Below are 22782 nucleotides of genomic sequence, written 5' to 3' on the forward strand. Positions count from 1 at the left end.
TATATCAAATTGGAAAACGATGTAAATCAGAAGGGAGGGATATTGTGGCTAGAGTTAAGCGTGAAACAATGAGAAAAAGGATTGAAAAGGATTTAATAAATCAATTGAAAGAAAAAAAGATTGTAGGTAATCATTATGCTGACTTAATTCAAGATTATTTATCGCTGTGGGATTTAAAATGTATTCTTGTTGATGATATTGAAGAAACAGGAATAAAAGTATCCGGCATGCACGGTCCGAAATCCAATCCTTCTATTAATGATTTACATAAAACTAACGATCGAATGATAAAGATTTTAGATGCACTTGGATTAGAAGCATCGGCAGAAGAAAAGAAAGTTCCTTCAAAACCTGTGCGCTCTGCTAGAGATTTAACATGATTCAAAATGAATATGTAACTGAATATATTGAAATGTATCGAGCGGGAAAAATTAAGCTAAATAAAGAGCGCATAATGCTAATTGATTACCTAGAGAAATACATTTTAATACGTGATGATCTGTATTTCGATAATGAAATGCATGATGATTATATAAAGTTTACAGAGAAATGGTATTTTGAATTACAAACATTTCAGAAGTTTTTAACCGCTTTTGTTTTTCTTTTTTATGAAGAAGACGATTCGGTTTTTTACGAGCAGTTTCTAATTATGATGGCTCGTGGTGGCGGTAAAAATGGTTTGATTTCATCATTATGTCATTTCTTTATTAGTCCACTACACGGGATAGAAGGCTACAATGTTTCAATTGTGGCTAACAACGAGAAGCAAGCTAAAGTTTCTTTTCGTGAAGTCTATGATGCTATTAAAGGAAAAGAAATACTAGAAGATATGTTTTATCGAACTAAGGTAGAGATACTGAGTAACGATACTCAAAGCATTATGCAATATCATACATCTAATGCTGGTTCTAAGGATGGACTTCGTGACGGTTGTGTTATTTACGATGAAATACATCGATATGAAAACTTTGATGTAGTAAATGTATTCTCTAGTGGACTTGGAAAAGTGCCAAATGCTAGAGAATTTTTTATTGGTACAGATGGTTTTGTTCGCGATGGGTTCTTAGACAAGACGAAAGAGCGAGCGATGAATATTCTAAAAGGCAAAGATTTAGAAGACCCATTGTTTCCCTTCATCTGCAAGATCGATAATCCAGAAGAAATTGATAATCCTGATGTGTGGGAAAAAGCAAATCCTATGTTCAGCGAGCCGAGAAGTTCTTACGCTAAACAATTATTTAAAAAGGTATTAACTCAATATAAACAATTAGAAAATAATCCTTCAAACCGTGAAGAATTTATAACAAAACGGATGAATTATCCCGAAACAGATTTAACAAAGTCTGTAGCTTCATGGGAAGAGATAATGCGTACTGGTTTTGAAGAAGATGGAGAAACGCGTTCGTTCATTATGCGGTTGACTGGAATGGAATAATCCAAATCGCAGATACAAAGTCCATTGCTTATGGTGGAGGTACTGCTGCTAATAAACGATTTGTACATGTAGAGTTATGCGAAACAGTGGACTATACAAAATTCAAACGCAGCTATGATAAATATGTTAAGTTACTAGCTAAAATCTTACGTGACCTTAGATTATCTGTAGAAAAAGGATTATGGACTCACTATGATGTAACGAAATACCTTGGTGGAACAGATTATGAAGATCCACTTGACTACTTAAAGTTTCATTTATTTTGTGCGGGCTGAAAGGGATGGTTGGTTAAATCTTGGTGGGGATCAGTGGATTAAGAACGATCCATCTTATGTGCAGTTTAATAAGAAAAGTACAGTTGATTCATCTATTGTAGGGAAGCGTGTGGTTTCTAAGGTTAATAATCTACGTTTCTATGATGCTCCATCTTGGCAGGTTTCGTAGATGCAGGTGAGGGATATACAATTGAAGGAAAGGTAAATATGGACGGTTCACTACAATTTAAGGTGCACCATTGTATAGGGAAAACATATTATATTACGATTAATGAAGTTTATGTGTATGTAAGATAACTGTATTACTACAATATAGTACAATCATAGGAGGTAGTTATGTGTTTGATAAAAATGAAATACAAAAGATAAATGGGATACTTCAAGCAAATGCATTAAATCCAAATGTAATTGGCCCTACACTTCCCCCAATCCCACCATTTACTTTACCAACCGGTCCCACGGGGGACAGGCCCAACGGGAGGAACGGGTCCAACAGGAGGGACAGGCCCAACGGGAGGAACGGGTCCAACAGGAGACACAGGCCCAACGGGAGGAACGGGTCCAACAGGAGACACAGGCCCGACAGGAGCAACTGAAGGTTGTCTTTGTGATTGCTGTGTTTTACCTATGCAAAGCGTTTTACAACAACTTATTGGAGAAACTGTTATTCTTGGCACTATTGCAGACACACCCAACACGCCCCCACTTTTCTTTCTATTTACTATCACTTCCGTGAATGATTTTTTAGTTACAGTTACAGATGGCACTACAACCTTTGTGGTCAATATTTCTGATGTAACAGGAGTAGGTTTTTTACCACCAGGACCACCTATAACATTACTTCCACCTACCGATGTAGGATGCGAGTGTGAATGTCGTGAACGACCAATTAGACAGTTACTGGATGCGTTTATTGGATCTACAGTGAGTCTTTTAGCAAGTAATGGTTCTATTGCAGCGGATTTTAACGTGGAACAAACGGGACTTGGTATAGTACTAGGGACATTACCTATAAATCCAACTACAACTGTTAGGTTTGCTATTTCAACTTGTAAAATTACAGCTGTGAATATAACTCCTGCTACGATATAGTGGATTTCTTTCAGAAGTATCTGTTCCTAATAGATTAAAAAGCAGAGTAGACAATCTACGTTTCTATAATGCTCCATCTTAGCAGGATAAAGATGGAGCTGGTTCTGTAGATACAGGATTGGGATTTATAATTGATGCAAAAGTGAGTGTCAATGGTTCGCCACAGTATAAAGTACATAACAGTAAAGGAAAAACATACTATACTACTACAAATGAAGCCTATGTATTTACTCATCTAACACAATGTATCTTCATGATTAATTAGCTGTGTCCTCTTGCTCTTTCTAAATCCTCTATCTGTAAATTCTCCACAACTATATTATTGGCGTACAATAATTAGGTAAATGTGTCTAAATGGTTTTCTAAGCGTACAAAATTCCCAAATTGATATGGTAAGTTTATGAAAATAATAGTGAAAAATAATATATATGTCTAATACACTATCGAGTTTTATCCATATTATCTTATTAAGAATTACAAAAGGAGGTGGAAAAAGAATGGACGAGCATATACAACCTCAACTTTCACCGCCATGGATCACATATTTTAATGAACTTAGAAATTCAGTAGGAGCTGATCCAACTGTAACAGTAGGTCCGCTAATACCGACTGATGGAAATTTTATTATTTTAGTACAAACTACGGATTTTGAAAAAGCGATTACATTAGCTACACTTCTTAAACCTACAGTGCAATTTGGCAATGTAACTATTATTGTTAGTGTTATTGGGGATGGGATTGTAAATCCAATTCCTTATCCTTTAGACGCTTTTGAACTTGTACAAGTTGTTGTACAGCCGCAGTTCTCGGGTGGAGCGAATGTTGTTTTTCCAGTTTTTTCTGCAGAAGTAATACAGTTTTTTAATGATGATATATCTAATCTGTGTCAAACTTTCACAGAAGTCGCTGCAAAAGTTTTTCGTGATGTAATGAATGATGCAATATGCGGTATACCGATTTTATACTCGACAAGTTGTAGTACAAGTACTGAAACTACATAATTTATTGGTGAAAAAACTGATCAAAATAAAGAAATACAACCAAAATTGTTTTATTAATTTAAAAGAAACATTTCCAATTTTAGGAGATGTCTTCTTTCATTTGTAAAACGAATACATGTCCTAAGAAATTTACTTCATTTATAAAAATTCTTATATATGATTAATAGAATAATTATAAAAAGTGCTAACAAGTTTGCAAACGAACTTACTAACACATATAAGAAATAGATAAAAAATATCGCTGATATGTCACCTTCAAATATAGACTTAATCATATAGAAAACACTAATACTGAATACTCATAAAATCATTCGTGATATCAAAGATAGATAATGTATTCAAGGAATTTTGATACCCGATATATCTAGAAGTCCATAATAAGTTTTTGAGAGTGTACGTACTAAAAAATATAGGCTGGTTAATAAAATTTTATTAAAATGCTGAAACTTCGATAGTCGCGGTTGTTATTAAAGTGATTGGGATAGTAAAGGTAATTGTATTTGTTGCTCCACCAGAAATAGTAAGTACGCCAGTGTCAATTACCCTATCGGTAAGAATTAATGTTGGTAGATCCGTATTACCGGTAGGTCCAATTGAACCTGGATTTAATGCGGTGGTATTGGTTTTAACTCGACTTCAAATAATTCACTTTCAAGTTCATTAAGTGCAAACATTGATACAGGGTATGGAGATGTATTAGACAAAATTTGTGATGAAATAGGTTCTCCTAATGATGAGAAAAATGTAACAAACACTTGTGAAAGTGGAGGGACCATAATGATAATACGATCAGTTTTTTGTAACGTATGAACCAACTCCAAAATTATATAGTTTATAAGAATTCAAAACTATATTCGATAAATATGAAGATATTTTTATTAAGGTTTTTCCATTAGTGAATTGAGAAAATTAATACATTCTATCTTTCTATGAGTGGGGGGTATACAATAGCGTATGCTTGTCCAATTTATATGTGAGAAGCTAACTAAAATTTTACTGGTTTCAGGATTTATATGAGTGATTATAGCATTATTAGTCATACTAATAAGGGTAAGACCGCATGTCCATCAACTTAATTTTTAAGTAGGTCAATTTTGAACAATAAGAAATTCTATTAGTTACAAATGGCTAGTTTAATTCTGTAGGACAAGGTGAAATGTCTAATTCGAAAAATTGAGCGCTGACTAATTCACAATACGGTTGTTCGTTATAAAACACTGTATTTTCGAAGAAGTATTTGTCTAAACGTGGTAAATCACCATTTTTAGGCTTAATAAGGTGAGACGTAATTGGATAAAGAATAGAGGAATTGCTAGTAAGTATAGGCAATACTTTTTTTATATTTGTTTTTTGTAAAATTATTGTAAAATATAAATACAGTATATAAATATATAGTATATAATGTGTACGTAATATGTTTGAGATGTTAGGGGTGATGTATATGATAATTACGTGTAACTTTTAAAAGTGTTTCTTTAATAACGTATTATTCTAATAAATAGTTTTAAATTCTTCTTTTAGATAGTTAGTTTTAAATTGATTAGATTAAGTAATTGTTATTTCTCATTTTTTGATAATCAAGACAAATGAAGAGAGGAAGTACTCAATACATGGAAAAATTACGGTTATTAACATTTAAAAATATAGTAGAGCCACTTTTAAAGGAACATGTCTCATTTATATATTTTCCTATTGAATGGCTAGACATTGTAGAGATACATTATAAGACATTTTTATTAACTAGTAAGTTAAAGCGTTTAAATGAAAGATTGTATGATATGTTTTCTGATATATTGTTTATTCAGCATAATCCGTATGTATTAAATGAAAATACGCCATGGATTGTGTCAAAAGAACCAATTAGGCAAGAACAACTTGATTATATATTTCAAAGTTGGTATGAGGTCATTCATGATTGGAAACCGAATCAATTAATGGAACCGCCAAAATATGAATGGCATGACGATTTGATTTCGAATGTAACAGTATTACATGATAGTGAAACGTTTTCTAAATGGGTACCCGCATTAATTTCACATGTTTTTTGTGTACAACCTATACGAATTGAGAATAAAAATGAAGAAATCTATTTTTCTCCACTTCGATCACAAAATATTTGTGAGGCAATGTCAGAGCCGATTAAAGATGAAAAAACACAAGACTTTTTCGCCTATGTATACCGATTTGAATGTATAACTCGTGGTGGTGAGAATATTCCATTATTAAAGGTTACAGTAGGTATTCGGAGATTCTACCAAGAATATAACCATCCCGATATCCCTTTACTTTTGCGACGAAAACGAGGCATGATATTGATTTCTACTTCAGAATTTGCATCAGATAATAAAAAAATGCGGTTTGTAAAGTTAAAAGTACAACAAGCTACAAACGGTATGAAATGGATTAAGTTATTTAGAACATTAAAAGATGATTTTCAAATAGGTGGAGAAATTGAATTAGACCATATTGTCCAATATCCGAAAGATTATATTGTCGGAACAAATAGAAGAGTATTACTTCCGTATAATGAGAGAATATATAAAGTGCAAGGTACTAAAAAAAAGCTAGGTATAAAAGTAAAGGAGAAAGGATATCTATTTAAAGAATTTCAGCGGAAATTCTCTCATTTCACATTACTGCCAGAATGCAAAAGGGTAGCAACAAATAATGAAAATGAATTATTTCCTTTATTTGCACCAAAAGGATTAGAGACCATAACATTAGAAATTTGGTCCGAAAATATAGTATTGGAAATAGAACAAGCATTATTTGATAGTGAAATAGTTTTAGCTAAAATAGGAGAAACATCTTATGTAGTAAATGCAGATTCACCAGTATTATTAAAGATTGTAAGATTTAATATGGAAAAAGTGTTACAAAATCCATATAAAATGCAGTATTGCCAAAAATATAAAACAAATCTTGTAGATGATGTTGTAAAAGCAGTTCATGCTACGGCAGGTAAGCGAAGTGATACGACGTTAGCATTAATTGCAATGAAGAAGTGTGATGGAAGAGAGAAGATTGATCCGAAACAAATTATTCGTGAAGGGTTTGCACGAACAAAACGTATTTCAACATTTATTAATTTATTTATAGGTCAAAGTGTATCTCGTGAAACAATTGTAACTAGTATTTTTAATTTATTAGAACAAAAAGGATTTTTGAAAGGCAATTGGAATAAGAGGAATTTACCTTGTACATATGTCAATTTATCAGTTGAACGAATCTCGAAGTTTGATTTCTTACCTATTATTTCAAAAATAAAAGGTAAAGAAATATCATATAAATTATATGGGGATACGGATTCGGAGTGGCAACCGATCGACTATATGTTATTACAAATAAATAAACATAATGTATTTTTACCACAACCATCAAAAAGAAATGATGTGGGTGCCCGTTTTAAGGAATTTGTATCTGAAACATTAATGGGAATGTTACAACATGCGCAAAAGGGAAATGAACAAGTTTATTTCATTGTAGATGCGAATTTGAGAAAATATTGGATTAAAGAGTTGCAAAATGAAAAAATTAATATAGATATTGCACCTGAGATTATTCCAGATATATTAAAGGTTCCGAATTTAAACGTTATAAGAATAAATACTGCTTTTGATGTACCAAGCTTTGTTGTAATAGATCGTGAAAATGATATGGATAGAACTGGATTATATGCGGATCAAACAGGGATGTATTATAGCACTGGTGAATATCGATTAAATTGTAGTGACACAATTCAACAATATATACTTGAAATTCTACCATTAGGTGTAAAACATGTAGAAAGGGAATATATCGCTAAAATGATACATTTCATGTGTTGTAATTCAAGTATACTTCCGGAAAAAAATGTGCATATGCCATATTCTATGCATATGGCTAAAGTAATAAAGAGTTATGCCACTGATATAGATGCAAGAGAGTTTAAAGAATTCGATGATGAATTAGATGTTGATGTAATAAAGAGAGAAAAGAAAGATTCAATAGTGCTAATTTAAATAATAGTAAATAAATCCTGTTCGTTATACTGATCAGGATTTGTCATTTGTTCATGTAAATATAGCTATCCTTTGTCATGTATCTTTTCTATTTTGTATTTACTTTATAAACATTCAGGATTAAGATGTTTTTTAGAAATACAAAAACTGAATCACATGGAAAATTAATTTTAAAACTTAATAGAAATTTGAAAGGAATGGGGAATTGTGAAGAAATTAGATGTATTATTAATGCTACTGAGCGGCCTCTTTCCAATTGCAGGAATGTTAAAGCAAATCCCTCTTGAACAATCTTTATATATTGGAGGACTTTTATTTTTTACTAGTTTCGGTAGTTACTTTGCAAAAAAGATATATTCACGTATTTGTAGCTGGATAGCATATGCACCATTTATAACACTACTGTTAGTTATTTGGAATCAGGATATTTCAACAAGTGCTATAATAGCAAATGCCAAAATTGCCGCCTGTATCGCTTTAATACCTTGTATATTTCGCTTTCGTACATACGGGCTTACTTTAGGTTTATTCTCATTATGGGCCGCTTTATTATGGGATATAAAAGAAGTACAGTCGTTAGTCATACTTGAGCGTATGACGAGTTTAATGACAAGCAATTACGTATATCTTCTACTCTTAGCTGGAGGACTTATATTAGGTGGATTACTTGCGACGTTTATACACCGTAAAGAGAAGGATGATAATAAAGAAAATATAAATCTATTTCAACAAAAAAAGAAACGCAAAAAACTATCATTTAAGATGCCACTTCCAAGATTACCGAAATTTAAGATGAAATTATTTAAGTTTGGTGGAAAAGGTTCTAAACGTAAAACGCCAGAAAAAATACGTAAGCATAATTACGAAGAATCAGCTCCAGCTGCAACATATGAAATGTCGGAGCAAATAGATCAATATAAAGAAGATACTGTTCAAGGACAAACGAGGATGGAACGTCGTAGAAATAGGTATAATGCATAATAAATTTCAGTAAACCTTTAATGATTTATCGTTAAATTGATAAATTATTAAAGGTTTTTTATGTAATTAAATATAGATTGCCAATGAGAAATTCATAGCATATTCTAAAGTTGAGGACTTAAATAAAATAATGGGAGGACAAAATGCTTATTATTGCATATATTTCTGTCTGTATATTATTTTCAGTTAGTTTTTTACATATTTATTGGGCTTTCGGGGGTAAGTGGGCGACAAATAGTGTCATTCCAACTAAAGCTGGAGAAAAGGCGTTTACACCAGGTACAGGAATGACATTGTGCATTGCGTTATTATTAAGTATGGCAGCAATGATTTTATTACAACAAGCAAATATTGTTCATTTCGCAGTTCCAAATATTTTTGTTCAAATGGGATCCTGGGTTTGTATGGTTGTTTTTTTCATAAGAGTAATTGGTGAGTTTCATTATTTTGGTATCTTTAAACGAAAAAAAGGTACGCAGTTTGCTAGAATGGATACTGTTTTATATATACCACTTTGTGCATTTTTATCATTATCCTTTTTATTATCAATTATAAAGTGAACTTAGGAAAGATAATCATGTAATGTATTTAGTAAATAAAGATGCGGATATTAAATAAGAGGTTTCTGTGCAATCAGAAACCTCTTATTTTTTGTGATTGTAAACATCGGTTATTAGGGAGCTTATTTATTTAATTAAGATAATAGAATGTTTATATTTGAAAGAAATGAATTGGGATTTAGTTATTACTTCTATGAATGATGCATTTTCTTCATTTTTTTGGTCCCTAAAATACAACTAATAATTGCGAGTAATGCATTTGAAGAAATAAAGTTTACGGTCCAATAAATTCCTGTTCCAGCGATTATATCGATAATTATAAATCGTTTAATTGCCGAACTTTTGACTACATGAAAAACAAATTGATTGTTATTGTTATCCAATGTTATCACATCCCTTATCTAATATATGACAAGGCATGCTTGTTCTAGTCTCGATGATAGATAATACACAAAAGAGTAATTAGCAGAAGCATATAAAGTAGTTATATATAAAGGATAACTTATTGGAAGTTAAATTCTTAAATTCAGTGAAAAAAATAAAAATCATAATTTATCCTGCGTTATTGATGGAATATTATGTTTTACTTAAGAGGTTATGCGGAAAGTTTGAAGAAGAATTCTTTCATTAAAAGTACGATTCCCAGCAGAAACAAGACTTCAATTGAGAACCAAAACATACTTTTTTGAGGTTTTTTAAACTCCATAATAATTGATGAAAATAAAAAAATTGCAATCAGTATGATGATTAAGAGTCGGATTATATCAACCATTCATAACACTCCTATTATTTAATCAATACTATTATATAATCTTTTCCAAAGATATAGAATGCTAGAAACATTTTATTATAATTTCAATAAATAGAACAGACGGTGTATAGTATCTGTTTTTCTGCAAATTATTTCAAACGTGTAGTGGAAAGTAATAAAAGTGATAAATCCACGTTTTAATAAAAGGATGTAAGCGTATTCTTAGCGAATTATAGATAATTAAGAGAGGCGGTGACACTATGAAATATGTAAAAGTTAGCATGAATGGTGGAAGTGAGCACAAGTTCTCAATGACTTTAGAACGATTTGAAGAGCTTATTACTACAGAGAATGGATTATTAGAAAATAAATTAGTTTGTATTGAAAATGTAATGATTAACCCAACTAATATATCTTCCGTAGTTGAAAAAATTGGTGTACCTGCTAAATTTATGGAAGTTTAAAGGTAATTAGATAAAAAACATCCATGGGGATGTTTTTTGTTTATAAATAAAGTAATTGTACAATGAATATATGAGCAGATTTTAATAGTAATCATGTAGGCTATCAAGAATGAATGGATATAGAAAGGTCTTTTCTACTACATACTCAGAAAAAACCTCTAATCACATTAGAGCATCCAATAGCAGGGTGCTCTTATTTTTTATGAAAAATGTAGCTTCATAAAGGTTTCGTTTCAATTATAGTTTTCATTAACTTTTGATTTTAAACTTATCTTTAACGTTAATAAATATTATGGTTAATATAATAGCAATAATTAAATTAGACAAATAGAAATTTTGGTGAATCAGTAGTTCGAAGATGACATCGAATGTATACAATAAAGCGACAGCAGGTAATATACAAATAAATATAAATCTCCAATTTTTTAAATAATGTTTATAATTAGTAAGTACTTTCTCCATTCATATTGCTCCTGTATTTTTTATTTTCTATATAATTATACATTTAAATAAAAAGATTTACAAAGTATTTAAAAAATATTTAGCAACTAATGTGATTTTGGGAGATAGATAAGGAGAAAGCAAAAAACATTATAGATCTATAGATTGAGAGAAATATAGAGAAAGCTTTTGTTAAAAACTTAGATGGTTGCAGCAATATGTGTAATAAACGATTTGGCTTTAAAAAGACTTTTAAACATCTAGACTAAAATGATACACTATAATCTACGTTATTTTAGAAATGAATAGAGGGATTTATATGATAGATAAAATTAAAAATGTTGTTGAGGATATGTATGAAGATGAAGCAAAACATTTACTTCAAAGTATTCTCATACAGTTAGATGTATTAGACGGTAATTATAGCGAAGATATGCTAAAAAATTTAACGAATATCCCTAAGCAATTGACGAGTCATACAACTCAGGAAAAGAATTTAGAAGAAAGTACACACATTCATATTGCCTTTGATGATTCAACAGCTGGATGTTTAAAATATATGTTGAAACAAGAAGGATTACACGAGGAGAATGTTGTTTCATACTCTGAATTCTTTTCAATTGGTCCCATACATCAATTACATACGAATGAAGGTCAATTAGAAAGGTCACAGTGGTTATTAAATAACTTAACTTCTTATGATTGTTATTTTGAAGAAGAGTATTTACCAAGATTTAAGGAGACTTTAGAAGAGCTACATTCAATTCCGAATGAAACACCGATTACCATTTGGAAGGCGGATAATGCCCATGAGCATGTAGGACTTTGTTTTGCAATTGCTCAATTAAAAGATAAGAAAAATATTCGTGTTATAAATACTTCTGAAGCGAGTAGAGAAATATTAAAACAAGATTATGATATTCGTGGAACTGGAGAATTATCTCCTGAAATTTTAGCTCTTTTTCTAAAACGTTTTGTGGAATTTCCGTATTTAACTGAAGAGAAGCGAATGAAGTTTGCACATGAGTGGGATATATTATCGCAAAGCATGGAGTTTTTAAGAGTTTGGAAAGACGATGAAGTGCATTCTGTACAAGAAGGTTATTTTGATCAATTCATTATTGAGTGTGCAAAAAATGTAGGAGCAGATAAAGAATTTCATAAAGCTCCGAGAGTAATAGGTGAAGCACTTGGTCTTGCAGATCAATTGGTTGGGGATACGTTTTTGGAATATCGCTTGAAAGAATTAATTAAGCAAGAAGTATTTGAATATGAAGGTTCATTAGATCAAATGCGTTTTTATAGTGTGAAGTTAAAAAAATAATAAATATATCCAGTGTATGAAAAAGTTCGTATTTTTAAAATGCGAACTTTTTTCAATTGAATTTAGGCTATACATAAGCTTCCTATAGTTAACGAATTACATATGAATGTTAAAGGAAATGAAAAGAAGGTGATTTGTTAATATGTATAATCAACAAAACTATCCATATGATCAAGGGATGTATTATAATCCACAAAACTACGGTTATGAATCTACAAATGAAGTGAGAGATATTGAACAAGAAGATTACAGACCAGATGATGCGGAAGATGCTCCAACGTCACCACCACCGTCACAAGCTCCGTCGTTACCGTCCACATTTGCTTCTCCTGCACAAGCAGGTAATATGAAATCATGGATGTGTAACTGTCTAGGAAGATGGGGCTATTTACGTTTACATCGATCTGGGCCTTTCGGAAGAGATTTATGGTTCTTTCCAACTGAGGTAAGAAGAAACGGGGTTTCAGGTTATACTTGGCAAGGTGGTCGCCGTCGTAAAGTAAGTTACCGATATCAACAAATTAGTAACTTTATGTGCTTCGCATAAAGAAAAGTGAGCGAGTAGAATACTTTTACTCGTTCACTTTTTTATTTTTCAATATACGAAGTAAGATTTTAATTAAAAATTTACAATTTTCACGTTTTTATTAGAGTATAATGCATATGTTGGTTGATTTTCAAAAACAAGTGAGAGTGAGGGAATGCAATGTCAATGAAAAACAAAGTGGGCCTAAGAATAGAGGATGGCATTAATTTAGCTTCAGCTCAGTTTAAAGAAGATGCGTATGAAATTTATAAAGAATCGAGAAAAGTGCAGCCTATATTATTTGTAAATCAAATTGAAATCGGTAAAGAATGGCTCATTACAAGATATGAAGATGCTTTGCCGCTTTTAAAAGATAATCGCTTAAAAAAAGATCAGGCAAATGTGTTTCCTCAAGATACAAAGAACATGTATCTTTCCGTTGACAATAGTGATCATTTAACAACGCACATGTTAAATTCGGACCCACCTAACCATAGTCGTTTACGATCTTTAGTTCAAAAAGCTTTTACACCGAAGATGATTTCACAGTTAGACGGAAGAATTCAGAGAATAGCGGATGATTTAATAAGTGAAATAGAGCGAAAAGGTACATTAAATCTTGTGGATGATTATTCATTCCCATTACCGATTATTGTAATAAGTGAGATGCTTGGAATTCCAAAAGAGGATCAAGCGAAATTTAGAATTTGGTCTCATGCTGTCATTGCATCGCCAGAAACACCTGAAGAAATAAAAGAAACCGAAAAACAACTATCTGAGTTTATTACATATCTTCAATATATAGTTGATGTAAAACGAAAAAATCCAAAAGAAGATTTGGTTAGTGCGTTAATACTTGCAGAAAATGAAGGGCAGAAACTTAGTGCTCGAGAGCTATATTCAATGATCATGTTATTAATTGTAGCCGGACACGAGACAACAGTGAATTTAATAACAAATACGGTATTAGCACTTCTTGAAAATCCGAAGCAATTACAGTTATTAAAAGATAATCCGAAATTAATTGATTCAGCTATTGAGGAAGGATTGCGTTATTATTCTCCAGTTGAGGTGACAACTGCAAGATGGGCGGCTGAGCCGTTTCAAATTCATGACCAAACAATCCAAAAAGGAGATATGGTTATTATCGCATTAGCTTCCGCAAACCGTGATGAAACAGTATTTGAAAACCCAGAAGTATTTGATATTATGCGTGAGAATAACCGTCACATTGCTTTCGGACATGGTAGTCATTTCTGTTTAGGAGCTCCACTTGCTAGATTAGAAGCAAAGATTGCTATTACTACTCTGTTTAAAAGAATGCCTGAACTACAAATAAAGGGCGATCGTGAAGATATTAAATGGCAAGGAAATTATTTAATGCGTTCTTTAGAGGAATTGCCTTTGACTTTCTAGAATAGTTAAAATGAGACATGCATACATTGAAAATGTTTTACATAGAGTATGTATGTGTAATTTAAATTCGAAACGGAAGGGTGAAACTATCCCAATGATCAACTAATTCTATTTTTAAGAGATCTTCGTTAAAAAACGAAATATTCTTCTGAATAGGATTAGTATGTACATATATAGAAAAGGGATGTGTTTCGCACTGCGAAAAATATAGTCTTTTCATATGATTTGTGCTGCCTCCTGTTCAGAACATGAAATAGGAGGCTTTTTTATGTCGACGACTATAGAACCGAAACAAAATCATGGGGTATCACAAGTATTGAAAAATCGATTTGTACAGGGAATTCTTGCATCAGCATTATTTTTACAAATAGGAATATGGGTTCGAAACTTTGCGGTATTATTGTATGTTATGGAAATGACGAAAGGTGATGCTTTCGCTATATCAATGATTTCAGTTGCTGAATTCGCCCCGATTTTTATATTCTCATTCATTGGTGGAACTTTTGCTGATAGGTGGAAGCCGAAGAGGACAATGATATGGTGTGAAACGTTAAGTTCTATTTCAGTATTCGCTGTATTAATTACACTTATGTTTGGAACGTGGAAAATTGTGTTTTTTGTGACGCTAATCTCTGCAATCCTTTCGCAGTTTTCTCAACCATCTGGAATGAAGTTGTTTAAACAACACTTATCGACGGAACAAATTCAATTAGCAATGTCGATATATCAAACGATTTTTGCGATATTTATGGTGTTAGGACCAATTCTCGGAACATTTATTTTTCATAGTTTTGGAATTTATATTTCAATCATTATAACAGGTATCGCGTTTTTACTTGCTGCAGGTGTATTGTTATTTCTTCCAAAAGATCTTGAAAACGAAGCAGAAAAGAAAGACATCACGCTGTTGCAGGAAATGAAGGATGGTATTAAATACGTCAAAAAGAAAAAAGCATTAACTTTACTTGGATTATGTTTTATGGCAGCAGGACTAGGAATAGGCTTAATTCAGCCACTAGGCATATTTATTGTAACTGAGCAGTTAGGGTTATCAAAAGAGAGTTTACAATGGTTACTAACAGTAAATGGCGCAGGGATGATTGTTGGCGGAGCTTTAGCGATGGTATTCGCAAAAAACGTTGCGCCGCAAAAAATGTTAATCGTAGGTATGCTTGGTCAGGCTATTGGAATTGGTATAATTGGTTACTCCACAAATTTATGGGTGACACTTACGGCACAACTTTTTAGTGGGTTAGCTCTACCGTGTATTCAAATAGGTATTAATACACTTATTATACAAAATAGCGATACGGATTTTATTGGTAGAGTAAATGGCATTTTAAGTCCACTGTTCACCGGTTCAATGGTAGTAACGATGAGTATTGCTGGTTCATTAAAGGAGATGTTTTCGTTAAGTATGATGTACGAGGGGACGGCTCTACTATTTGTTATTGGATTATTGTTTATTTTACCTATATACAATTTAAAGCCAGTAATAGCAGTAGAAAGTGAAATGAATGGTAAAGGAAGTGCTGTGCAACATGAATCCTAATCCAAACGTTAAATACCCAATTGAAGGAAATCAAAACGTTCATTTTATAAAAAATACAATAACGAAATCTAATATACTTGTTGGTGACTATTCTTATTATGATGCGAAACATGGGGAAACATTAGAAGATCGAGTATTATATCATTATGAATTTATCGGAGATCGTCTCTTCATTGGCAAGTTTTGCTGTATTGCATCTGGAGTTACCTTTATTATGAACGGAGCGAATCATCGAATGGATGGATTTTCAGCTTATCCGTTTAATATTTTTGGGAATGGATGGGAGAAGTTTACACCAGATTTGTCTGATTTACCGTATAAAGGAGATACAGTTATAGGAAATGACGTTTGGATTGGTATGGATACAACGATTATGCCCGGAATTAAAATAGGAGATGGTGCAATCATTGCAGCGAAATCTGTTGTGACTAAAGATGTCGCACCATATACAATTGTTGGTGGAAACCCTGCAAATAAAATAAAAGAGAGATTTTCAAATGAAATAATAGAAGAATTATTGCAAATTCAATGGTGGCATTTTGACATTGAAAAGATAACTGAAAATATCGATGCTATTGTACGAGGGCATATAGAAACATTAAGAAAGCTAAAAAGGTAATAAAAAATAGATGACAAAGAGTATCATACCTCCGAATTTTGTTAATGATAATAGAACAAGGAGGTGTGATACTATGGCACAAGACGTTTTATGTGAAGTAAACAATTGTAAATTTTGGGCTAACGGTAATAAATGTAGTGCAGATGCAATTTATGTAGTTAGTCATAAAGGGAAACAAGCATCTACAACGGAAGAAACAGATTGCAAAACTTTCGATCCAGAATTGTAAATTTTTGAAGGGTAGCCAAATCGTGGTTGCCCTTTTATTAATACTAGTATTGATAATAAATCTCATTTTCATTCATTATTTTTAACTTTTTCTGTTATTTTTTTATATTTTCTTCATAAGTGATGTAATCCAACGTAGTTCATGCTCAATACGTGATTTAGTAAATTCAACAACTTCTGTAATAAAAGGTGAGACAACGTCACGGGATTGGATGGCTGTAAGTTGTTTTTGAAGAACGTTTTGGCGCGTAGTTAAAATTTTTATTCTAGCCTCGTAATCAAGTTTGTCGAAAAGCGCGATACGTACAAGGACCTCAGTGTTGTTTGTCGCAATCTTTTCGGGGAATTCTCTTAACATTTCATAAAAAATTTCTTCTCCTCTTTCTGTTATATTGTACATATTTCGGTTTGGTTTTCCGACTTGTTTCTGTACATTTTTCATTATGGCTCCCATGTTTTCAAAACGCCGAAGAGTAGGGTAAAGCATGTTATGATTTAATTCAAAATTATTGCCTAACCGATTTTGAATATTTTTCTTTATTTCATAGCCATGTTTTGGCCCTGTTGTTAATTCTGCAAGTAATAAAATATCAACATACATAAAAAAGCCTCCTCATATATTTCTCAAGTTTTCATTTGAAAAGTTTTGCTATGTATATGTTAAAATAACATATGTTAGTTTATACAACTTTGAATTACCTACCTATCACTTTTATTGTAAAAGAAAAGGGAGGAAAGAACTATGGATTCACCTGAAAATGTTATTTTAGTTCATGAAATTTCAAAGCTAAAAACAAAAGAAGAGCTGTGGAACCCGTATGGATGGTATCAATTTATGAGGGATAATCACCAAGTACATTATGATGAAGAGCAAGATGTTTGGAATGTTTTTTTATATGAGGACGTGAATCGTGTTTTATCAGACTATCGCTTATTTTCAAGTAGAAGGGAGCGGAGACAATTCGCAATCCCTCCTTTAGAAACTAGAATAAATATAAACTCTACAGATCCGCCAGAACACCGTAACGTACGTTCAATTGTTTCTAAAGCATTTACTCCAAGAAGTTTAGAACAGTGGAAACCTCGTATACAAGCTATTGCAGACGAACTTGTAAAAAATATAAAAAAGTATGATGAAGTTAATATTGTTAATCAATTTGCTGCACCTTTACCTGTTACCGTTATATCAGACCTATTGGGAGTACCTACTACAGACCGTAAACAAATTAAAGAATGGTCTGATATTTTATTTATGCCGTATAGTAAAGAAAAGTTTAATGATCTGGATGCCGAGAAAGGGATCGCATTAAATGAATTTAAAGCATATCTTTTACCGATCGTTCAAGAAAAAAGATATCATTTAACCGATGATATTATTTCAGATTTAATACGAGCTGAATATGAAGGTGAAAGATTAACCGATGAAGAAATTGTAACTTTTTCATTAGGTTTATTAGCAGCTGGTAATGAAACGACTACAAATTTAATTATTAATAGTTTTTATTGCTTTTTAGTGGATTCACCTGGAATTTATCAAGAATTAAGAGAAGAACCTAAATTAGTTGCAAAAGCGATTGAGGAAGTATTACGCTATCGCTTTCCTGTTACATTAGCTCGGAGGATTACAGAGGATACAAACATATTTGGTCCTTTAATGAAAAAGGATCAAATGATTGTTGCATGGGTTAGTGCAGCAAATTTAGATGAGAACAAATTCTCACATGCTTCTAAGTATAATTTACACCGCATAGGAAATGAAAAACATTTAACCTTTGGTAAAGGTCCGCACTTTTGCTTAGGGGCACCGCTTGCACGTTTAGAAGCGGAGATTGCATTAAGTACCTTTATAAATGCTTTCGAAAAAATAGAGTTATCTCCATCTTTTAATTTAGAAAGATGTATATTGAAAAATGAGCAAACTTTAAAATATTTACCTATTCGCTTAAAAACTCAATAAAACGTTCAACAAGGTACATTGTATTGTACCTTGTTTTTTTATTTCTCAATTGTAAAATTTTGGTGTGTTTTATAGTATGGAGGTGTGTGAAAAAAGCGTAGAGGAGGATGCTTATGTTAACGTGCAATGGGAGTAAAACGTTTCAAACATTTATTAAAGCTGTAACTGATTTAATAAATGGTGATTTATTAGAAGAAGAAATCGTGTGTAAAATTGAAACATTACTAGAAGAACTTTTAGAAAAGAAAACATGGCTTCCGTTAGATAAACAGAAGTCAAATTCGGCTCAATATGCACGACACTTACTGTATGAAGATCCATTAAAACGTTTTGAAGTATTAGCTCTCGTATGGAAAGATGGACAATCTACACCATTACATGATCATGATGGTACATGGGGAGTAGAAGGCGTTTTTTCAGGAAGGATAATGGTGCAGAACTTTGTTCAAACGAAGCAGCTTGGAAATTCACTTTCTTATTTAACACATACAGGAAATCTTTATTTGGGAGAAGGCGAAACAGATAAAGTAATTCCACCAGCTGATTGTCATATTCTAGAAATACCCGAAAATGAAAGCGTAATCACTATTCATATATACGGAAAGCGTTTAGAAAAGTTTAAAGTATATATCCCAACAGAAGAAAAAAATGTATATATGTGTGAGACAAAATATATTAGTTATAATTCATAGCATAAAATCCAAAGCTTTTCTATAAAAAGAACAGCTTTGGATTTTATTTTTAATTATTTCTTGACCTGAAACGCTTTTCATAAATTATAAATAAGGAGTACTTCACGAGATTCGTATGAAAACGATACCTTTTATTTAATAAAAACTCGTGTATTTATAGAAAGTGGTGAAGAAATAATGAAATTAATCGCAATTGATCTAGATGGAACTCTTCTTTCAGGGAATAAAATGATTAGTAAAGAGAATGCAGAAGCAATTCGAAAATGTCAAGAAGCTGGCCATGTTGTAGCAATTTGTACAGGACGTTCTATTGTGGATATTGAACGACTATTGTTAGAAGTTGGTTTGGAGTGTCCGATTATCGCAGAAAATGGTGCGCTTATATATAAAGATAAAAAAATGATGAAGAGATATCCAATTCAAAATATGCAGGCACTTGAGATTGTAGAATATCTTGAAGAGAATGGTTTGTATTATCAGCTCTATACTAATAAAGGTGTGTATGTACCCGATTATGGAGTAGAGAGTGTACGTAATGAAATCGAGTATGTGAAGAATGCAAAAGGAAATTTCGATTTGAAAGAGTTAGAAACGATTGCTGCATTATACCTTGAGCATACAGCATTTCATAGCACAGAAAGTTGTAAACCAATTGTAGAAATGGATATACATGTGCATAAACTTTTACCGTTTTCTTATGACATAGAGAAATTAAAAAAATTAAAAGAAACGTTTCTGCATAATACGGATTTAGCTATTACATCTTCCTATTGGCATAATTTAGAGATTAATCATCGAGATGCTCAAAAAGGAAATGGATTATATACTTTAGCAGAACATCTTAATATTCCAGTTGAAAACACTGTAGCAATAGGCGATGGCTTAAACGATGTTTCTATGATGGAGAAAGCAAATATATCAATTGCAATGGGAAATGCAGTTGAAGAAATAAAAGCGATGTGTAAATACGAAACGTTAACAAATGAAGAACATGGTGTCGCACATGCTTTATATAAATATGTAATGTAATAAAAAGAAAAAAAGAATCCAAAAAGATTCTTTTTTTCTTTTTATTAGGGGTAAGGTATTCTATGAGATTCATAGAAGCCTTATTACACCTCATTATATAGAATATATTGGAATAAATGTTTATATTTTTCATGAAAGTTGTGAATTTTTTGTGAATTTTATGATTATTATATTTTTATCCCGCATTAACGGGCAGTAAGACCCCTCACCTCAAAATTCAGCGGAAGCAAAGAAGTTAGGTGGGGGATGAACAAAACCCCCACTGATTAAAGTTTCACTTTATACTTCTACTAGCAGCGCATAACATTCCCATATTATTTTCTGTTTTTAATTGAAAAATAGAATTTGTTTGAATAATTATTCTACAGCTATATACCTAGGAGCACTTTCTTCGTATAATGAAGAAGTATGAATTTTGAATTTGTATAAATTTTACATATTGAGGTGAAAAAGGAATGAATGCGCGGCTAATGGAACTTATTGATGTGAGTACAATAGAAACCATGGCAGAACAATTTTATAAATTAACCAACATATCACATCAACTTCTTGATGCTGAAAACGAATGTATATTTTCATTTGGAATTAATGAAATGAAAGTATGTAAACTTCCAAAAATTGAAATCCCCCTTTTCTTATACAATCAATATTTAGGATCTTTTGTTGTATGGTCCAAACGAAGCGAAATTTTCAATTGCCAAAAATATTTTGAAATGCTTTCTAACCTTATTATAACTGGGGTGAAAAAAGAAGTTCAAAGTAAAAATATATCGTTACTTTCTCGAAAAGAGGAAGAACTACATACGATCTTACAAAACATGCCTGTTATGGTTGATGCGCTTGACTATAATGGAGATTTTGTTTTGTGGAATCGAGAATGCGAGATTGTAACAGGTTATACTGCTGAAGAAATAATTGGGAATCCAAACGCTCTTCAATTACTGTATCCTGACCATAATTATCGCCATCAAATACAAAATAAATTTTTGACTCGTGGAAAAAATTTTAGAGATTGGGAAATGAGTTTAACATGTAAAAATGGAGAAATTAAAACGATAATGTGGTCCAATATATCAGAGCAATTTCCTGTAACAGGATTTAGTTACTGGGCTGTTGGGGTAGATATTACACATTTAAAAGCAATAGAAGAGCAATTAAAACAACAAACCTCTGAATTAGAATTAATTTTCAAAGCTTTACCAGATTTATGTTTTTTAACAAAAGATGATGGGACAATTATAGATTATAAAGCAGGATCCCCTACAAAATTTTACGTGCCCGCAGAAGCTTTTATGGGAAAAAAGTTTTACGAAATATTACCGTCTCCAGTAGCACAGCAATTTCAAGAAGCAATTCGCCAATTGAAAGATGAAGGAAAGAATGTAATTGTAGAATATCCTCTAACAATTAATGGAAGTATTGATTTCTTTGAAGCTAGATGTTTACCATTATTACAAGATAAAATTATGATCATTGTCCGCGATATTACAGAGCGGAAAAAGGCAGAAGAATTGCTAAATAAATCAGATACACTTGCGGCAATTGGTCAATTAGCAGCCGGTGTAGCTCATGAAGTGAGAAACCCATTAACTGTAATTAAAGGATTTATACAGTTATTCCAAATTAATAAAGAGGATCAAGAGAAATACTTTGACCTTATGCTTTCCGAAATAGAAAGAATAGAAGCAATTCTCCAAGAGTTTTTGTCGATTGCTAAAACTGATGAAATAAATACAGAAAAGAAAAATATTTATCAAATTTTTAAAAATGTCGTATCACTAATTAATACAAAAGCAATCATGACAAATATTCAAGTTGAACTATTTACAGATTCCGAAGAGATAATCATTGAATGCTCAGAAAATCAATTGAAACAAGTTTTTATTAATATTTTGCAAAATTCAATTGAAGCAATGCTAAATGGTGGGAAAATTTCAATTCATATAAAAGAAATACATAAAAATGGTGTCATTATTAGTGTAATAGATGAAGGAATAGGAATACCTGAAGAAAGAATTAAAAGATTAGGTGAACCTTTTTATAGTACGAAAGAAAAAGGTACCGGTATTGGATTGATGTTAAGTTATAAAATTATTGAAAGTCATCAAGGAACAATAAGTATAATGAGTGAGGTTGGTGTCGGGACAACTGTAACGATTTACTTGCCAAAAATGCAGAGTAAACAATCTCTATCAAATTGTGATGATAGATGTATTTCAATACGTTCTAATATTAAATCTTAAAATACTTAATACCCAATAACAAAGCTAAGCTTTTGTTATTGGGTATTTTTATATTTAATTTAGTAAACTTTACCTTTTCTTTATGTTTGTTTTAATTTCTATTAAGTTTTGAACGTTATATTTATATGCGTACAAAGTAATGTGTGGAAATTGTACATTACTTTTAATATAGAAAGCCTAAAAGTATTAAAAATG

General features: G+C 31.8%; 19 protein-coding genes and 5 pseudogenes. 20 read left to right on the top strand and 4 right to left on the bottom strand.

All coding sequences use genetic code 11. The features are described from left to right. Positions 1-44 precede the first annotated feature (44 nt). The 6 genes and pseudogenes from MHB70_RS11640 to MHB70_RS11665 all read left to right on the top strand — a co-directional run bounded on the left by MHB70_RS11640 (position 45) and on the right by MHB70_RS11665 (position 3803). Positions 45-380, top strand: coding sequence for a P27 family phage terminase small subunit (locus tag MHB70_RS11640; RefSeq protein WP_000124841.1), 336 nt, complete (start codon positions 45-47; stop codon positions 378-380). Continuing rightward, positions 377-1399 (top strand): annotated as a pseudogene (locus MHB70_RS11645) (terminase large subunit domain-containing protein); the annotation flags it as partial. The gene MHB70_RS11640 and the pseudogene MHB70_RS11645, both read left to right, overlap by 4 nt. Beyond that, positions 1384-2007 (top strand): annotated as a pseudogene (locus MHB70_RS11650) (N-acetylmuramoyl-L-alanine amidase); the annotation flags it as partial. The pseudogenes MHB70_RS11645 and MHB70_RS11650, both read left to right, overlap by 16 nt. A 41-nt stretch (positions 2008-2048) precedes the next feature. Next, positions 2049-2802, top strand: a pseudogene (locus tag MHB70_RS11655) (exosporium leader peptide-containing protein). A 37-nt stretch (positions 2803-2839) separates the two neighbouring features. Beyond that, a pseudogene (locus MHB70_RS11660) lies at positions 2840-3067 on the top strand (hypothetical protein); the annotation flags it as partial. A 232-nt stretch (positions 3068-3299) separates the two neighbouring features. Then, positions 3300-3803, top strand: a complete 504-nt coding sequence (locus MHB70_RS11665) for a hypothetical protein (RefSeq protein WP_000343310.1) — start codon at positions 3300-3302, stop codon at positions 3801-3803. A gap of 1131 nt (positions 3804-4934) precedes the next feature. On the opposite strand, the pseudogene MHB70_RS31155 reads toward MHB70_RS11665, so the two are convergent. Beyond that, positions 4935-5090, bottom strand: a pseudogene (locus tag MHB70_RS31155) (DUF7852 domain-containing protein); the annotation flags it as partial. Positions 5091-5413: 323 nt separating this feature from the next. Here MHB70_RS31155 and MHB70_RS11670 point away from each other — a divergent pair. The 3 genes from MHB70_RS11670 (at position 5414) to MHB70_RS11680 (ending at position 9345) form a co-directional block, all read left to right on the top strand. Beyond that, positions 5414-7804 carry an RNaseH domain-containing protein gene (locus MHB70_RS11670; protein WP_061530063.1) on the top strand — a complete coding sequence of 797 codons (2391 nt, stop codon included), beginning with the start codon at positions 5414-5416 and terminating at the stop codon, positions 7802-7804. A 207-nt stretch (positions 7805-8011) separates the two neighbouring features. Beyond that, entirely contained in the window at positions 8012-8785 is a 774-nt protein-coding gene (locus MHB70_RS11675) for a DUF3959 family protein (RefSeq protein ID WP_000732193.1), read from the top strand. A gap of 143 nt (positions 8786-8928) precedes the next feature. Further along, positions 8929-9345 (top strand): DUF3995 domain-containing protein, encoded by a 417-nt coding sequence (locus MHB70_RS11680; RefSeq protein ID WP_000905313.1) that lies wholly within the window; start codon positions 8929-8931, stop codon positions 9343-9345. A 191-nt stretch (positions 9346-9536) separates the two neighbouring features. Here the strand turns inward: MHB70_RS11680 and MHB70_RS11685 are convergent, their stop codons facing one another. Continuing rightward, the gene (locus MHB70_RS11685) at positions 9537-9728 is read right to left on the bottom strand and encodes a hypothetical protein (protein WP_000369809.1); all 192 of its coding nucleotides are present in this window, start codon (positions 9726-9728) and stop codon (positions 9537-9539) included. Between the two features lie 628 nt (positions 9729-10356). On the opposite strand from MHB70_RS11685, the gene MHB70_RS11690 reads away from it, so the two are divergent. Beyond that, a complete protein-coding gene (locus MHB70_RS11690) occupies positions 10357-10560 on the top strand; it encodes a hypothetical protein (protein ID WP_000878374.1) in 204 nt (67 codons plus the stop codon). 249 nt (positions 10561-10809) lie between these two features. On the opposite strand, the gene MHB70_RS11695 is transcribed toward MHB70_RS11690, so the two are convergent. Continuing rightward, positions 10810-11022: a hypothetical protein gene (locus MHB70_RS11695; RefSeq protein WP_000416832.1), complete on the bottom strand. Its 213-nt coding sequence runs from the start codon at positions 11020-11022 to the stop codon at positions 10810-10812. A gap of 298 nt (positions 11023-11320) precedes the next feature. Between MHB70_RS11695 and MHB70_RS11700 the strand changes: the two genes are divergently transcribed. The 6 genes from MHB70_RS11700 to MHB70_RS11725 all read left to right on the top strand — a co-directional run bounded on the left by MHB70_RS11700 (position 11321) and on the right by MHB70_RS11725 (position 16667). Beyond that, complete coding sequence (locus tag MHB70_RS11700; protein ID WP_000565713.1) at positions 11321-12325, top strand: DUF1835 domain-containing protein; 1005 nt, start codon at positions 11321-11323, stop codon at positions 12323-12325. A 142-nt stretch (positions 12326-12467) separates the two neighbouring features. Beyond that, the gene (locus MHB70_RS11705) at positions 12468-12872 is read left to right on the top strand and encodes a hypothetical protein (protein WP_000282699.1); all 405 of its coding nucleotides are present in this window, start codon (positions 12468-12470) and stop codon (positions 12870-12872) included. A gap of 159 nt (positions 12873-13031) precedes the next feature. Next, positions 13032-14267 (top strand): cytochrome P450 family protein, encoded by a 1236-nt coding sequence (locus tag MHB70_RS11710; RefSeq protein ID WP_000062110.1) that lies wholly within the window; start codon positions 13032-13034, stop codon positions 14265-14267. Positions 14268-14535: 268 nt separating this feature from the next. Next, positions 14536-15819 carry an MFS transporter gene (locus MHB70_RS11715; RefSeq protein WP_000108180.1) on the top strand — a complete coding sequence of 428 codons (1284 nt, stop codon included), beginning with the start codon at positions 14536-14538 and terminating at the stop codon, positions 15817-15819. After that, positions 15809-16438 (top strand): Vat family streptogramin A O-acetyltransferase, encoded by a 630-nt coding sequence (locus MHB70_RS11720; RefSeq protein WP_001069238.1) that lies wholly within the window; start codon positions 15809-15811, stop codon positions 16436-16438. Before MHB70_RS11715 ends, MHB70_RS11720 begins: the two co-directional genes overlap by 11 nt. A gap of 73 nt (positions 16439-16511) precedes the next feature. After that, complete coding sequence (locus MHB70_RS11725; RefSeq protein ID WP_000046090.1) at positions 16512-16667, top strand: DUF1540 domain-containing protein; 156 nt, start codon at positions 16512-16514, stop codon at positions 16665-16667. A gap of 102 nt (positions 16668-16769) precedes the next feature. Here MHB70_RS11725 and MHB70_RS11730 read toward each other — a convergent pair whose 3' ends face one another. Further along, positions 16770-17267: a PadR family transcriptional regulator gene (locus MHB70_RS11730; protein ID WP_000289114.1), complete on the bottom strand. Its 498-nt coding sequence runs from the start codon at positions 17265-17267 to the stop codon at positions 16770-16772. Between the two features lie 141 nt (positions 17268-17408). On the opposite strand from MHB70_RS11730, the gene MHB70_RS11735 reads away from it, so the two are divergent. The 4 genes from MHB70_RS11735 (at position 17409) to MHB70_RS11750 (ending at position 22587) form a co-directional block, all read left to right on the top strand. Continuing rightward, positions 17409-18623 carry a cytochrome P450 gene (locus MHB70_RS11735; RefSeq protein WP_000378115.1) on the top strand — a complete coding sequence of 405 codons (1215 nt, stop codon included), beginning with the start codon at positions 17409-17411 and terminating at the stop codon, positions 18621-18623. Between the two features lie 113 nt (positions 18624-18736). Then, the gene (locus MHB70_RS11740) at positions 18737-19315 is read left to right on the top strand and encodes a cysteine dioxygenase family protein (protein WP_000954447.1); all 579 of its coding nucleotides are present in this window, start codon (positions 18737-18739) and stop codon (positions 19313-19315) included. 177 nt (positions 19316-19492) lie between these two features. Then, entirely contained in the window at positions 19493-20344 is an 852-nt protein-coding gene (locus MHB70_RS11745; RefSeq protein WP_000766360.1) for a Cof-type HAD-IIB family hydrolase, read from the top strand. A gap of 455 nt (positions 20345-20799) precedes the next feature. Beyond that, positions 20800-22587, top strand: a complete 1788-nt coding sequence (locus tag MHB70_RS11750) for a PAS domain-containing sensor histidine kinase (protein WP_000994069.1) — start codon at positions 20800-20802, stop codon at positions 22585-22587. Positions 22588-22782: the final 195 nt, after the last annotated feature.

The organism is Bacillus sp. FSL M7-1020, assembly GCF_038050415.1.
In the GTDB taxonomy this organism is placed as follows: Bacteria; Bacillota; Bacilli; order Bacillales; family Bacillaceae_G; genus Bacillus_A; species Bacillus_A toyonensis.